At 67.6% G+C, this 13,827-nt stretch carries 13 protein-coding genes; 4 read left to right on the forward strand and 9 right to left on the reverse strand.

Annotated elements, in window-relative coordinates:
- Window positions 1-22 precede the first annotated feature (22 nt).
- Window positions 23-898 (forward strand): UTP--glucose-1-phosphate uridylyltransferase GalU, encoded by an 876-nt coding sequence (galU, locus tag PK98_RS13240; protein WP_039097306.1) that lies wholly within the window; start codon window positions 23-25, stop codon window positions 896-898.
- Window positions 899-943: 45 nt separating this feature from the next.
- Here galU and PK98_RS13245 read toward each other — a convergent pair whose 3' ends face one another.
- Genes PK98_RS13245 through PK98_RS13255 form a run of 3 tightly spaced genes read right to left on the reverse strand, consistent with a single transcriptional unit; the run spans window position 944 to window position 2,751 of the window.
- Window positions 944-1,378: an acetyltransferase gene (locus PK98_RS13245; protein WP_456062131.1), complete on the reverse strand. Its 435-nt coding sequence runs from the start codon at window positions 1,376-1,378 to the stop codon at window positions 944-946.
- Between the two features lie 12 nt (window positions 1,379-1,390).
- Entirely contained in the window at window positions 1,391-2,044 is a 654-nt protein-coding gene (locus tag PK98_RS13250) for a 3-oxoacid CoA-transferase subunit B (RefSeq protein ID WP_039097309.1), read from the reverse strand.
- Complete coding sequence (locus PK98_RS13255) at window positions 2,044-2,751, reverse strand: CoA transferase subunit A (RefSeq protein ID WP_039097310.1); 708 nt, start codon at window positions 2,749-2,751, stop codon at window positions 2,044-2,046. The genes PK98_RS13250 and PK98_RS13255 overlap by 1 nt, the downstream gene beginning before the upstream one ends.
- Before the next feature lie 409 nt (window positions 2,752-3,160).
- Here PK98_RS13255 and PK98_RS13260 point away from each other — a divergent pair, with 409 nt between their 5' ends.
- Window positions 3,161-5,467 (forward strand): CDC48 family AAA ATPase, encoded by a 2,307-nt coding sequence (locus tag PK98_RS13260; protein WP_039097311.1) that lies wholly within the window; start codon window positions 3,161-3,163, stop codon window positions 5,465-5,467.
- A 78-nt stretch (window positions 5,468-5,545) separates the two neighbouring features.
- Here PK98_RS13260 and PK98_RS13265 read toward each other — a convergent pair whose 3' ends face one another.
- Window positions 5,546-6,499, reverse strand: coding sequence for an ROK family protein (locus PK98_RS13265; RefSeq protein ID WP_052208678.1), 954 nt, complete (start codon window positions 6,497-6,499; stop codon window positions 5,546-5,548).
- A gap of 81 nt (window positions 6,500-6,580) precedes the next feature.
- On the reverse strand, window positions 6,581-7,843 hold the full coding sequence (locus PK98_RS13270) for an ROK family transcriptional regulator (RefSeq protein WP_039097312.1): 1,263 nt from the start codon (window positions 7,841-7,843) through the stop codon (window positions 6,581-6,583).
- 284 nt (window positions 7,844-8,127) lie between these two features.
- On the opposite strand from PK98_RS13270, the gene PK98_RS16775 reads away from it, so the two are divergent.
- Complete coding sequence (locus PK98_RS16775) at window positions 8,128-8,295, forward strand: DUF4177 domain-containing protein (protein ID WP_152608666.1); 168 nt, start codon at window positions 8,128-8,130, stop codon at window positions 8,293-8,295.
- A gap of 4 nt (window positions 8,296-8,299) precedes the next feature.
- Here PK98_RS16775 and PK98_RS13275 read toward each other — a convergent pair whose 3' ends face one another.
- Window positions 8,300-8,665 carry a TFIIB-type zinc ribbon-containing protein gene (locus tag PK98_RS13275; RefSeq protein ID WP_039097313.1) on the reverse strand — a complete coding sequence of 122 codons (366 nt, stop codon included), beginning with the start codon at window positions 8,663-8,665 and terminating at the stop codon, window positions 8,300-8,302.
- A gap of 53 nt (window positions 8,666-8,718) precedes the next feature.
- On the reverse strand, window positions 8,719-11,574 hold the full coding sequence (polA, locus tag PK98_RS13280) for a DNA polymerase I (RefSeq protein ID WP_039097314.1): 2,856 nt from the start codon (window positions 11,572-11,574) through the stop codon (window positions 8,719-8,721).
- Window positions 11,575-11,840: 266 nt separating this feature from the next.
- Between polA and PK98_RS13285 the strand changes: the two genes are divergently transcribed.
- Window positions 11,841-12,125 carry a hypothetical protein gene (locus PK98_RS13285; protein ID WP_039097315.1) on the forward strand — a complete coding sequence of 95 codons (285 nt, stop codon included), beginning with the start codon at window positions 11,841-11,843 and terminating at the stop codon, window positions 12,123-12,125.
- Window positions 12,126-12,205: 80 nt separating this feature from the next.
- On the opposite strand, the gene PK98_RS13290 is transcribed toward PK98_RS13285, so the two are convergent.
- Both PK98_RS13290 and PK98_RS13295 read right to left on the reverse strand, forming a co-directional pair.
- Window positions 12,206-13,246, reverse strand: a complete 1,041-nt coding sequence (locus PK98_RS13290; RefSeq protein ID WP_039097316.1) for a serine hydrolase — start codon at window positions 13,244-13,246, stop codon at window positions 12,206-12,208.
- A 129-nt stretch (window positions 13,247-13,375) separates the two neighbouring features.
- Window positions 13,376-13,783: a baeRF12 domain-containing protein gene (locus tag PK98_RS13295; RefSeq protein WP_039097317.1), complete on the reverse strand. Its 408-nt coding sequence runs from the start codon at window positions 13,781-13,783 to the stop codon at window positions 13,376-13,378.
- Window positions 13,784-13,827 lie beyond the last annotated feature (44 nt).

Consider the following 13,827-nt stretch of genomic DNA (forward strand, 5'->3'; position numbering starts at 1 on the left):
GTGATCTATATTGCACTGCGGCATGAGCGACCGCAAACCGATCCGCAAAGCCGTGTTCCCCGTCGCCGGGCTGGGCACGCGCTTCCTTCCCGCCACGAAGGCCATTCCGAAGGAATTGCTGCCGATCGTCGATCGCCCGCTGATCCAGTACGCGGTGGACGAGGCGCGCGAGGCGGGGATCGAGCAGATGATCTTCGTCACCGGACGCGGCAAGACCGCCCTGGTCGAGAATTTCGACATCGCCTACGAGCTGGAAGCCACGATGGCGGCGCGAGGCAAGGACCTGTCCGTGCTGGAAGCGACCCGCTTTACCCCCGGCAACCTCATCACCGTGCGCCAGCAGGAGCCGATGGGGCTGGGCCATGCGATCTGGTGCGCGCGCGCGATCGTGGGGGACGAGCCCTTCGCCATCCTGCTGCCGGACGAGCTGATGGTGGGCCAGCCCGGCTGCATCAAGCAGATGGTGGAAGCCTATAACGAGGTCGGCGGCAACCTGGTGTCCGTGCTGGAAGTGCCGGAGGAGGAAGTCTCCTCCTACGGCGTCATCGCGCCCGGCGCGGTCAACGGCGCGCTGACCGAGGTGAAGGGCCTGGTCGAGAAGCCGAAAATGGCCGAGGCCCCGTCGAACAAGATCGTGTCCGGTCGTTACATCCTGCAGCCCGAGGTCATGCGCATCCTGAAAACGCAGGGCAAGGGTGCCGGCGGCGAGATCCAGCTGACCGATGCAATGGCGCAGATGATCGGCCAGCAGCCGTTCCACGCTGTCACCTTCGCCGGTCGCCGCTTCGATTGCGGCAGCAAGACCGGCTTCGTGGAAGCAACCCTGGCGCTGGCGCTGGAACGCCCGGATATGGGCGACGAAGTCCGAAAGATCGCGACGCGCCTGCTGGCGCAGTAAGGTCCGGACAAGGCGGGCTGCGCCGGTGGGGCAGCCCTGTTCCGGTCAGGCCGTGCGCCGCAGGTGGACCAGCGGGTAGGGGCGATCCTGCCCGTCGACCGGCGAACGGCCGGTGGGCGCAAAGCCGAGATAGCGATAGAAGCCCATTGCCCGGACGTTCTGTTCGTTCACGTCGGTCGTCAGCACGCCGCAGGACGCGATGGCGTGATCCACCAGCGCCCGACCGACGCCGCGGCCGGCATGCAGCGGGTCCACGAACAGCGCCTCCATGTGCGCCCCGTCCAGCAGCATGAACCCCATTGCCCGGTCTTCTGCATCGACGCTGATCCATAGCGGTGCCGAGGGGAGGGATCCGACCACCTCCCGCTCGATTGCCAGCCGGTCCGCCGGTTGCAGGAAATCGTGCGTAGCATCCACGGCGTTGCGCCAGATCTCCAGCACGCGCTCACCGTCAAGCGGCGTGGACCGACGGATTGACACCACGCCCGCCCCTCACGCTTCCAGGTAATGCCCGGTCGTCTTGCCCGCGATCTCCTCCGCGGTGACGCCGGGCGCCAGTTCCACCAGCCGGAAGGGGCTCGCATGATCCGGCCGGGCGAACACCGCCAGGTCGGTAACGATCATGTCGACCACGTCGCGGCCGGTCAGCGGCAGGGTACATTCGGGGATGAACTTGGGCGTGCCGTCCTTGGCATTGTGGTCCATCACCACGATGATCTTCTTGACCCCGGCCACCAGGTCCATGGCGCCGCCCATGCCCTTGATCATCTTGCCCGGGATCATCCAGTTGGCAATATCGCCCCGCTCGCTGACCTCCATCGCGCCCAGCACCGCCACGTCGACATGCCCGCCGCGGATCATGGCGAAGCTCTGCGCGCTGTCGAAATAGGCCGAGTGCGGCAGCTGGCTGATGGTCTGCTTGCCGGCATTGATCAGGTCGGCATCGACCTGGTCCGGATAGGGGAACGGACCGATGCCCAGCATCCCGTTCTCCGACTGCAGCGTGACCTCCACCCCCGCGGGGATGTGGTTGGCCACCAGCGTCGGTATGCCGATGCCAAGATTGACGTAGAAGCCATCCTCCAGCTCGGCCGCGGCACGGGCGGCCATCTGGTCGCGGGTCCAGCCCTTCAACTGCGTGGCCATCAGGCACTCTCCCTTTCGCGCACGGTCGTGAACTCGATCTTCTTGTCGTAGGGTGCGCCCACGATCAGCCGCTGGACGTAGATGCCCGGCAGGTGGATCTGGTCAGGGTCGAGCGTGCCCACCGGCACCAGCTCCTCCACCTCCACCACGCATACCTTGCCGCAGGTGGCGGCCGGAGCGTTGAAGTTGCGAGCGGTCTTGCGGAATACGCAATTGCCCGCCTCGTCGGCCCGCCAGGCCTTCACGATCGCCAGGTCGGCGAAGATGCCGCGTTCCAGGATATAATCCTGGCCGTCGAAGCTCTTCACCTCCTTGCCCTCGGCTACCTGCGTGCCGACGCCGGTCTTGGTGTAGAAGCCGGGAATGCCCGCGCCGCCCGCGCGCATCCGTTCGGCCAGCGTGCCTTGCGGGCAGAACTCCACCTCCAGCTCGCCAGACAGGAATTGCCGCTCGAACTCCTTGTTCTCGCCGACATAGCTGGCGATCATCTTCCTGACTTGCCGGGTGCGCAGCAGCTTGCCGATGCCTTCATTGTCGATCCCTGCATTGTTGCTGGCGAAGGTCAGATCGGTGACGCCGCTGTCGCGAATCGCGTCCAGCAGGCGTTCGGGCAGGCCGCACAGGCCGAAGCCGCCGGCCGCGATCAGCATCCCGTCACGCAGGACGCCGTCCAGCGCGGCCCCTGCATCGGGATAGAGTTTGCGCATCGTCAGGCCCCTCTCAACAGTGCAATTTGCAGGCAGGTGCTACGCAATCGGGCAGCACCTGTCACGGGGTGTCATGTATGGGTGTAACTCTTGCTGCACCGCACAATATTCGGGCATGACCCAGCAACATCCTTGCGCAACGCGACAGATGCCTTCAGATTTTTCATGCACTTAGCTTCCTCGCAGTTGCGCAATACGCAATCTTCCGTGCGCCTTTCGCACTTGCGAACAGGCAGGTCGGCGAGCATAAGGAACGGGCCTTTCAGGCATCCTCTCCCAAACTTTCAAGCCCGGCTGGCAACGGCCGGGCTTTTCTTTTTGGTCAAGCCCGCCTTGCCATGCGGACCCTTTCCATCGCCCTGCGCGCTTCCTAGCTGAACGGCAGGAACTGAGCGAAGGGACATGGCGGATGGCGGACGGGGAAGCGACAGTGGCAGCGGATCAGGCCGTGCGCCTGCAGGTGGCCGCCGCCCGGCAGGAAGAAAGCGGCCGCGGCATCGCCCGGATGCCACGGTCCGCCTTTCAGGCGCTGGGCATCACCGAAGGTGACCCGATCGAGATCGAGGGTAAGCGGATCACCGCCGCGCTGGCCTTTCCGGCCTATGACGAGGATCAGTCGCTATCCGTGGTCCGGCTGGACGGCTTGCAGCGCGCCAATGCGGAAACCGCCGGCGGGGAGCATGTGCAGGTGCGCCGCGCACAGACCCGCGTCGCCAGCCGGGTGGTGTTCGCCCCCGCGCAGCGGCAGATGCGGCTGCAAGGCCCGCCGGAGGCGCTGAAGCGTGTGTTTGCCGGCAAGCCGCTGGTACAAGGCGATTTGGTGGCAACCCATGGCCAGCAGCCGGTGCAGAACGTGCCCCCTGAAGTGCGGCGGATGTTCAACACCCCGGCCTATGCGTTGACGCAGATCCGCCTGCAGGTGATCTCCACCGTGCCACGCGGCATCGTCACCATCGGACCGGAGACCGAAGTCGAACTGCGCGCTGAGTATGCCGAGCCGCGCGACGGGCGCGGTACCGTCAATTATGACGATGTCGGCGGCATGGACGACACCATCAAGCAGCTGCGCGAAATGGTGGAACTGCCGCTGCGCTATCCCGAACTGTTCACCCGGCTGGGCGTGGATCCGCCAAAGGGCGTGCTGCTGCACGGGCCGCCGGGGACCGGCAAGACCCGGCTGGCGCAGGCGGTGGCGAACGAGAGCGAGGCCGAGTTCTTCATCATCAACGGGCCGGAAATCATGGGCAGCGCCTATGGCGAGTCCGAGAAGCGGCTGCGCGAGGTGTTCGAGCAGGCGGAGCGGGCGCAGCCGTCCATCGTCTTCATCGACGAGATCGATTCCATCGCGCCCAAGCGGCAGAACGTGCAGGGCGAGGCGGAGAAGCGGCTGGTCGCCCAGTTGCTGACGCTGATGGACGGGCTGCAGGCGCGCGCGAATCTGGTGGTGATCGCCGCCACGAACCGGCCCGACGCAATCGACGAGGCCCTGCGCCGCCCGGGCCGCTTCGATCGGGAGATCATCGTCGGCGTGCCGGACGAGAAGGGCCGACGCGAGATCCTGGGCATCCATACCCGCGGCATGCCGCTGGGCGAGGGCGTGGACCTGCGCGAGCTGTCCCGTTCCACCCACGGCTTCGTGGGGGCCGACCTGGCCGCGCTGGCGCGGGAGGCCGCGATCGAGGCGGTGCGACGGATCATGCCCAAGCTGGACCTCGATGCGCGCACCGTCCCGCCCGAGGTGTTGGAAACACTGCAGGTCGAGAAGAACGACTTCCGGGAGGCGCTAAAGCGCGTGCAGCCGAGCGCCATGCGCGAGGTGATGGTGCAGGCGCCCACCGTCGGATGGTCCGACATTGGCGGTCTGGGCACTGCGCAGGAGAAGCTGCGCGAAGGGGTGGAGCTGCCGCTGCGCAACCCGCAGGCGTTCGACCGGCTGGGGATCCGCCCGGCTAAGGGGTTCCTGCTCTACGGCCCGCCGGGCACCGGCAAGACGCTGCTGGCCAAGGCGGTCGCGCGGGAGGCGGAGGCGAACTTCATTTCCATGAAATCATCCGACCTGCTGTCCAAATGGTATGGCGAGAGCGAACAGCAGATCAGCAAGCTGTTCGCCCGCGCCCGGCAGGTGGCGCCCTGCGTGGTGTTCATCGACGAGATCGACAGCCTGGTGCCCGCGCGCGGCAGCGGTGCGGGCGAGCCGCAGGTGACCGCGCGGGTGGTGAACACCATCCTGGCGGAGATGGACGGGATGGAGGAGCTGAACTCCATCGTGGTGATCGGCGCCACCAACCGCCCCACGCTGGTCGACCCTGCGCTGCTCCGGCCGGGCCGGTTCGACGAACTGGTCTATGTCGGTCCGCCGGACGAAGCGGGCCGGGCGCATATCCTGTCGATCCACACCCGCAACATGCCGCTGGCCGCTGACGTGGACCTGGCGCCCATCGCCGCGCAGACCGACCGCTATACCGGCGCCGATCTGGAGGACGTGGTCCGCCGCGCCGGCCTGCTTGCCATCCGGCGCGACGGCGAGAATGCGCAGGCGGTGACGGCCGCCGACTTCCGCGCCGCGCTGGAGGAGAGCCGGGCCTCCGTCAGCGAGGCAATGGAGCGCGAATATGAGGCGATGCAGGGCGAGCTGAAGCGCCGGGCGATGGAAGTGCGACCGATCGGCTTCCTGACCGAAGGCATGGTTGAAAGCACCCGCAGCTCCAAGCACTGACGCTGCCGCCATCCGGGGACGCATGCCGGCAGGCGTAGCGTTCCCGGATGGACGGGCAGAGAGCGCAAGGGGCGTTCGTCAGCCTGCCGCCTGATGCTCCGCCGTGCCCGCGGCGGGCCACAGCCGCGCCGCGCCGCGCACGCCGGACGCATCGCCCCAGCGGGCCGGGACGATGCGCCCGTCCCACAGGTCCGAGAACGCATGATGCCGCACGATCGCCGGCAATGCCGGATACAGCTCGGCCACGTTGGACATGCCGCCGCCCAGCACCATTACGTCCGGATCGAGCAGGTTGGCGACCTGCGCCAGTACCCGGCCCAGCCGGTCGGTATAGTCCGTCAGGGCCTGCTTCGCAGCGGGATCACCGTTGCGTGCCGCCGCCACGATCTCTGGCGCGGTCAGCGTCTGGCCATGCTCCGCATGGAAGGCGCGGGCGAAGCCCTTACCCGACACCCAGGTTTCGCAGCAGCCGGCAAGCCCGCACCAGCAGGGTGGCGGGTCGAGTTCCGCCCCTTGCGGCCATGGCACCGGCAGGTGGCCGATCTCCCCGGCGATGCCGTGCGCGCCGTCCAGCAACGCGCCGTCCAGTACCAGCCCGCCACCGACGCCGGTGCCGATGATCAGGCCGAAGACCGATCCGACACCCGCTGCGGCACCGTCGAACGCTTCGGACAAGGCCAGGCAATTGGCGTCGTTTGCCAGCCGCACCGGGCGATCCAGTGCCGCCTCCAGGTCGCTGCCGAACGGCTTGCCGTTCAGATACTGCGAATTGGAATTGCGCATGATGCCCGTCCGCGGCGAAGGCGAGCCGGGCGTACCGACGCCGATCGTGCAGCGCGCGCCCAGTGCCTGCTCCGCCGCGCCGACCAGATCGCCGATGGCGGCAACCGCCTTGGGATAGGTGCCGGGATTGGGCACCCGGTCGCGCCACAGCACGCTGCCGGCCGGATCAAGCACGTTCGCCTCGATCTTGGTGCCGCCGAAATCGATACCAAGCGAGAGCGGCGCTGCACTTGTGGTCGGCTGGTGCAAAAGACGGTCTCCCCCGGGCACTCTGCGATGCGCGCGAACCATCCCTGCCACATCCGACAATAAACGAAAACGGTTGTTTTATTAGCGCGGCCGGCCGGCCTGCATCAGGATCGCGTCGGATGGCAGCAGGTGATCCAGGAAGGGCAGCATGGCCGCACCGATCGCCGGCGCGTCCTCCGCCATCGACGCCGCCAGTATCGGGGCACGGGCGGGCAGAGGGATATCCGCCAGCACGGCCGTCAGCGCCTCCGCCAGCCGGTGCATCAGCGGCATCGGCAGGCGCCCGCCCAGCAGCACAGCATCTGGATCGACCAAGCACTGCACCGCCACCAGCGGCGCGGTGAGCGCGCGGGCGGCATCGGCGATCCACCGGTCCACCACTGCACGGATCGCCGGGTCGTCACCGGTCATCCCGGCCCGGGGCAGGTCGGGGAAGCCGGCCTCCGCCAGCCGCAGGCTGAGCGCTGACAGCGACACGGTGTCCTGCACCAGCGCGCCGGGACGGCTGGCGGTCGGATCGGGCATCAGGCCCAGTTCCCCGCTGCGAGCATGGGCGCCGCGATGATAGGTCCGGTCGATCACCGGCCCGCCGCCCAGCCCGGCCGCGATCAGCAGGTAGAAGAAGGTCGGCGTGGCAAAGGCGGCGCCGTTCTGCGCCTCGCCCAGCGCGGCGGCGGCGGCATCGTTGTCGACGTGGATGTCCCACGGCAGGTCATCCGCCAGCAGGGCTGGCAGGTCGACATCGCTCCATGCGGCATAATCGGCCGGCTGGCCCGGCAGGGCGATACGCCCCAGGTCGTCCGGCATGGCAACGCCCACGCCCAGTACGGCGGCAGGGTCGAAGCCAGCTTCCGCGCGCAGTTCGGCCATGTGCTCGCGCACGAAGGCGACCACGTCCGCCGGCATGGGGAAGGCCACGTCGCGGGTGCGGCGGGCGCGCACCTCGCCCGTCAGGTCCAGCACCGCCAGCGTCAGGTGATCACGGTCGATGTTCAGGCCGATGCCGAAGGCGCCGTCCGGATCGACCTGCAGGCGCAGCGGCGGCTGCCCGCGCCCGCCCTGCAAGCGGCCCATCGTGCGCACCAGCCCGGCATCGATCAGCCGGTTGGTGATGTTGGCGATGGTCGCCGGGGTCAGTCCGGTCTCGGCCGCGATGGCGACGCGGGTGGTTTCCGCCTTCAGCCGGATGGCCTGCAGCACGGTGCGCTGGTTGTAGTCGCCCGCCCGCACCAGGTTGGTGCCGGACAGGCCACGCGCCAGTCGCGCATTGCGGGCGGGGGCATCGCGGCCCTCCTCTGTCGCCTGTTGCTCGGCAGCGTTCGGCCCGGTGGCTGGTCGTTCCATGCCCCGCCTCACGCCCCAGGACCGTCCGCAGCGCCTGGCGGCGTGCCATGAGCCCGGCCTGCCGGCGACAGGGGCAGAAGCGGTGAGGAGAAGGCCATGCGCGTTTATGTATCCCGATCCGTTCGCGGCGTATGTGGACCATGCGACGGCAGGGGCACTTGGGCAATGGTGCCACTGCCGACCGCGACGCCTTTTCACCTATCCCGCCCGCGGCTCCGCTGGTCAGGCGGGCGGTTGCATCATTGCCCGCGCCCGCTCACCTGTTCATTGCAAAGGAGCAGCCAATGCAGTGGGAATACCGGACGGTGGACGGCGCGCTGGATGCGCCCGCGCTGGAGCAACGCCTGAACAGCCTGGGGGCCGAGGGGTGGGAGCTCGTGGCCTGCGCCTCGCCCGGCCATTACGTGATCCACTATGTGCTGAAGCGCGCCGTCCCGCCCGACCCGGGCTGAGCCGTCAGTCGAACAGCTCTTCGATGAAGCTCTTCCTGCGCTTGGGCTTGCCATGGCGCTGGTCGTAGCCGCCCTGATGATGTGCGCCGCGATCATCATGCCGGTGATCGCGCTGCTGCTGCCCCTGACCCCACGGGCTGGCAGCCTGGGGCGGATAGGGGGCCGAGGCGGGCGCGGGGGCAGCCTGCGGGGCCTGCGCCACCTCGGCCGCGACGTTCCGCTCGATGATCTTGTCGAGTTCTCCGCGATCCAGCCACACGCCGCGGCATTGCGGGCAGTAATCGATCTCGATGCCCTGCCGATCTGACATGGCCAGGCTCACCTGGCAGACCGGGCACAGCATACCGGCAACGGCTTCGGGGGTACGCATGATGCTCTCCTGTGGTGTCCAGCACCCGATCTGGGGACGCTGTTGCACCTGCGCTAGTGCGCGGCATCCCAGCTGAGACCATGGCCGATATCGATCGCCAGTGGCACGCTCAGCTCCACCGCCGGCCGGGCCGCTTGCGCCATCACCCGTTCGATCACCGGCCGCGCCGCATCGACATCACCTTCGGGCATCTCGAACACCAGTTCGTCGTGCACCTGCAGCAGCATCCGTGCATGGCCCAGGCCGGCCTCCGCCAGCGCCGGCCCCATGCGGACCATCGCCCGCTTGATGATGTCGGCGCTGGTGCCCTGGATCGGCGCGTTGATCGCGGCGCGCTCGCTGCCCTGGCGTTCGTTGATCGCCTTGGAATTGATCCGCGGGAACCACGTCTTGCGGCCGAACAGGGTCTCGGAATAGCCGCGCTCCCGCACGCTCTCCAGCGTCTGCACGATGTAGCGCTGGATGCCGGGGAAGCGTTCGAAGTAGCGGTCGATCATGGCCTGCGCCTCGTCCGCCTCGATCTCCAGCCGGCCGGCCAGACCCCAGCGGCTGATGCCGTACAGGATGGCGAAGTTGATCGTCTTGGCCCGCGCGCGGGTGTCGCGGTCGACCGTGCCGAACATCTCTTCCGCAGTGCGGCTGTGGATGTCCTGCCCTTCGGCAAAGGCTTCCTTCAGCGGCGGCACGTCGGCCATGTGCGCGGCCAGCCGCAGCTCGATCTGCGAATAGTCGGCGGCCACCAGCACATTGCCCGGCTCCGCCACGAAGGCTTCGCGGATCTGCCGGCCGATGGCGGTGCGGATCGGGATGTTCTGCAGGTTGGGATCGGTGGAGGACAGCCGCCCGGTCTGCGCACCTACCAGGCTGTAGCTGGTGTGGACGCGGCCGGTCCCGGGATCGATCGCGGCCTGCAGTGCATCGGTATAGGTGGTCTTCAGCTTTGACAGCTGCCGCCATTCCAGGATCATCCGCGGCAGGGTCGCGCCATCCGCGGCCAGCTTCTCCAGCACGGCCTGATCGGTGGAATATTGCCCGCTCTTGCCCTTGCGTCCGCCCTTGTAGCCCAGCTTGTCGAACAGGATGTCGCCCAGCTGCTTGGGGCTGCCGATGGTAAAGCTCTGCCCGGCATTGTCGAAGATCTCGCCCTCGATCCGGGCAATCTCGCCAGCGAACTTCTCGGACAGGCCAGCCAGCGCCTGCCGGTCCACGCGGATGCCGTGCCGTTCCATGGCGGCGACCACCGGAATCAGCGGGCGGTCCACCGTCTGGTAGATGCGTGTGCCACCTTCGATCGCCAGGCGTGGCTTCAGATGGCGGTGCAGACGCCAGGTGACGTCCGCATCCTCCGCCGCATATTCCGTCGCGCGATCCAGCGGTACCTGGCCGAACGGAATGGTCTTCTTGCCGGTGCCGCAGATGTCCTTGAAGGTCAGGGTGGCGTGACTGAGGTGCCGCTGTGCCAGCTCGTCCATGCCGTGCCCGCCGCCGATCCCGTCCAGCGAGCGGCCGGCATCCAGCGCGAAGCTGATGATCATGGTGTCGTCGACCGGTCCCACGGCGATGTTGGCGCAGCGGGACAGGATGTTGATGTCGTACTTGATGTTCTGCCCGACCTTCAGCACCGCATCGTTTTCCAGCAGCGGGCGGAGCAGGTCATAGGCGACGTGCCGGTCCACCTGCGGCGGCACCTCGGCGAACATGTCGCTGCCACCATGGCCCAGCGGGATGTAGCAGGCATCGTTGGGACCGATCGCCAGCGAGATGCCCGACAGCTCCGCCTGCATGGCATCGAGCGCGCTCGTCTCCGTATCGATCGCCACCAGCCGCGCGGCGAAGGCCCGGTCCACCCAGTGCTGCAACCGTTCGGCGGTCTGCACGCACTCATAGGCGCTGCGATCGACCGGCGGCAGGTCCGGCAGGGCCTGGATGTTGCCCTGCGGTGCGGCCGGGCTTGTCGTCGTCAGCTTGGCGGGATTGAGGTTGGTGGCCCGATCGGGCGATCCGCGCCCGCCATCCAGCCGCTTCAGCAGGCTGGTGAAGCCATGTTCGGTCAGGAACGCCGCCAGCGGTTCCGGCGGCACGCCGTCCAGCCTGAAGGAGTCCAGCTCCATGGGGAGGTCGCAATCCTCCTTCAGCTGCACCAGCACGCGGCTGAGCTCCGCCATCGGGCGTCCTTCGATCAGCCGCTCGCGCAGCTTGCCCGCCTTCATCCCGGGCGCGGCGTCCAGCGCGGCGGTCAGCGATCCATGATCCTGGATCAGCTTGCTGGCGGTCTTGGGCCCGACGCCGAAGATGCCGGGCACATTGTCGACCGAATCGCCCATCAGTGCCAGCACGTCGCCGACCAGTTCCGGCGGCACGCCGAACTTCTCGACCACCTCAGGTACGTCGATCCGCTGGTTCTTCATCGTGTCCAGCATGTCGATGCAGCCGCCTTCGCAGCCATCGTCGGGCGCCCCGCACTGGCCGACCAGCTGCATCAGATCCTTGTCGCTGGACACGATGGTCACATCCCATCCGCGGCGGGTGGCCGCGCGGGCATAGGACGCGATCAGATCGTCCGCCTCCAACCCGGCTTCCTCGATACACGGGATGGAAAAGGCCCGGGTCGCGTCACGGATCAGCGGGAATTGCGGGCGCAGGTCCTCCGGCGGTTCGGGCCGGTTGGCCTTGTACTCGGCATACAGGTCGTTGCGGAAGGAGTGGCTGGCCTTGTCCAGGATCACCGCCAGGTGCGTGGGACCGTCCGCCTTGTCCAGGTCCTCCGCCAGCTTCCACAGCATGGTGGTGTAGCCATAGACCGCGCCCACCGGCGTGCCGGCCGGGTTGGTCAGCGGCGGCAGCCGATGATAGGCCCGGAAGATGTAGGCCGACCCGTCGACCAGATAGAGATGCTGCTTGTCCGCCATGGCCGCCTGTTAGCAAGGCCGGGGCAGGGGGTCAGCCGGTTTGTGGCAGACAGCCGGTAGCGCGAGCCCGGATGACGGCGATTGCGGCAACGGTCCCGCCGCAATTGTGGCCACTATTCGGCTGCCCGCCACTTTTCTGCCACATTCCGGTTGTGCTGCCCGCCCGGGCCGATTATCTTTTGTGATGAAGTTCGCCGCCGATTGGCGGATTTCGTGCGCCGCCGGGTGGCGGCGCGCTGTTATTCGCAGATCAAGGATGTCTGACCATGCGCAAGATCATTCTCGCCGCCGCCATTGCCGGTTCCGCCCTGTCGCTCGCCGCTTGCTCGGAAAGCACTGAAGACGCCGCCGGCGCTGCCGTCGAAGGCGCTGCCAACGACGTAGAAGCGAATGCCGAGGAAGTTGGCCAGACCGTCGAGACCGGCCTGAACGACGCCGGCGCCGCCGTTAGCGGTGCGGTCGATTCCGCCGGCCGCGCGACCGACGAAGCGGGTGACCGCATCGAGGCCGACGTGCAGGACGAGTCGGTCGCAGAAGCCAGCCGCGACTGATCTTTCGCTCAGCGAAAACGGGAAGGGGCGCCTGGCATCGGCCAGGCGCCCCTTTTTCGTGACCCGACGGCGGTCACCGATCAGTAGTTGGCGTTGACCATCTGGCGCGCGGCCAGGGTGCCCTGCTGGGCATAGCCGTCATAGATGGCGCGGGCGAGATTGGCGATCTTGGCATCACGCCCCGGGCGGCCACCCTGCCCGGTGACGTAGATCGCGACGGCGATGGTCCGGCCGTCAGGCGCGTGGATGAAGCCGATGTCGCTGGCCGTGTTGTTCAGCGTGCCCGTCTTGTGCGACACCGTCACGCCGGCAGGCATCAGGGCGCGTATGCGCCGGGTGCCGGTGCGGCAGCGTTCCATCGCACCCAGGATCACCCGGCGGCTGGAATCCGACAGGAAGCGGCCCTGATGCAGGCCGCTGAGCAGTTGCACCATGGCACGTGGCGTGGCGCTGTCGCGCGTGTCGATGCTGGTGGCAGGGTCGACCTCGCCATCGTCGCGCACCAGTGTAGCGATGTCGCGCGACAGGTTGAATTCGCTGATGCCGTTGCGACGCACCCAGTCGTTCACCGCCGCCGGGCCGCCGACTGCCTTCAGCAGCGCATCGGTCGCAGGGTTGGAACTGCGGGTGATCATCAGCTCTATCAGCTGGCGCGCACTCAGATGCTCGCCCGCCCGCACCGGTGCCACGGCGGTGGAGAACGGCCGGCTGGCCACCGGCACCATCAGCGGGAACTCGCTCGACAAGCTCCAGCGCCCGCGCTCCACGCCTTCCATAAAGGTGGCGGCGATGGCGATCTTGCTGGTGGAGGCCATGGGGAAGCGCTGGTCGCCCAACACTGCGATCTCCTCGCCCGTGGCCAGGTCGACCGCGAACAGGCCAATCCGACCCTGCCCGCCATCGGCCAGCCGGGCGATCTGCTGCTGCAGGATGCCTTCATAGCTGGCGGAATAATCCCGCGGGCTGCGGATGTCCGTGCCGAAGGCAGTGTCGAACGCCGCCTCCAGCTGGACGGCGCCCTGCGGGGGCGCCGCGTCGCGTGCGATCGCCGTGCCGCCAGCCAGCCCGCCAAAGGCGAGGGCGGCGGCAAGGGCGGTGCGTGCAAGAGTCCCGATCTGCATGGATCCCCCAATAAAGCCTGCCAGATTGCTGAAAGCCTAACCATACCAGCCGATTCGCGCAAATCGGACCGCGATGGTCAGGCTGACAGCTGCGACAACCGGGGGAACCAGGCAGCGGGACGAGCGTGATCAGGCTGCGGCGAGCACCTTCTCGATCGACGGAATTGGCTCCCCGGTCAGGGACTTGGCCAGTTCTCCCGCCAGACGATCCTTCAGCTCCACATGGTAATGCCGACGCATCTCGCCCAGCGTCTTGGGGTCGGCGACCACCACCAGATGCTCGATCTCGCCGGCCTTGGCCTTGCTGTTCAGCCATTCGGCGGCAGCGGCGCCATGAGCCAGCTCGTTCAGATTGGTCGAGGCGCCACCGGGGGCCGACGGTTCCTGATTACGAATGCCGGCGCTGAAGTTGGTCGGGTCCAGGTCGGGTTCGGCCACCAGTTGCAGGCTAGGCTCGAACGGCTGGCCACTGTTGCGCAGCACCAGGAAACGAGTGCCATCGACGAGTGCGACATGGGCGTTGTGCGGGATCTTCATGGGGGCGTTCTCTCCTTTATGTCGCTGATGTCGACCTAACGGCC

It is taken from the genome of Croceibacterium mercuriale (assembly GCF_000802385.1).
In the GTDB taxonomy this organism is placed as follows: Bacteria; Pseudomonadota; Alphaproteobacteria; order Sphingomonadales; family Sphingomonadaceae; genus Croceibacterium; species Croceibacterium mercuriale.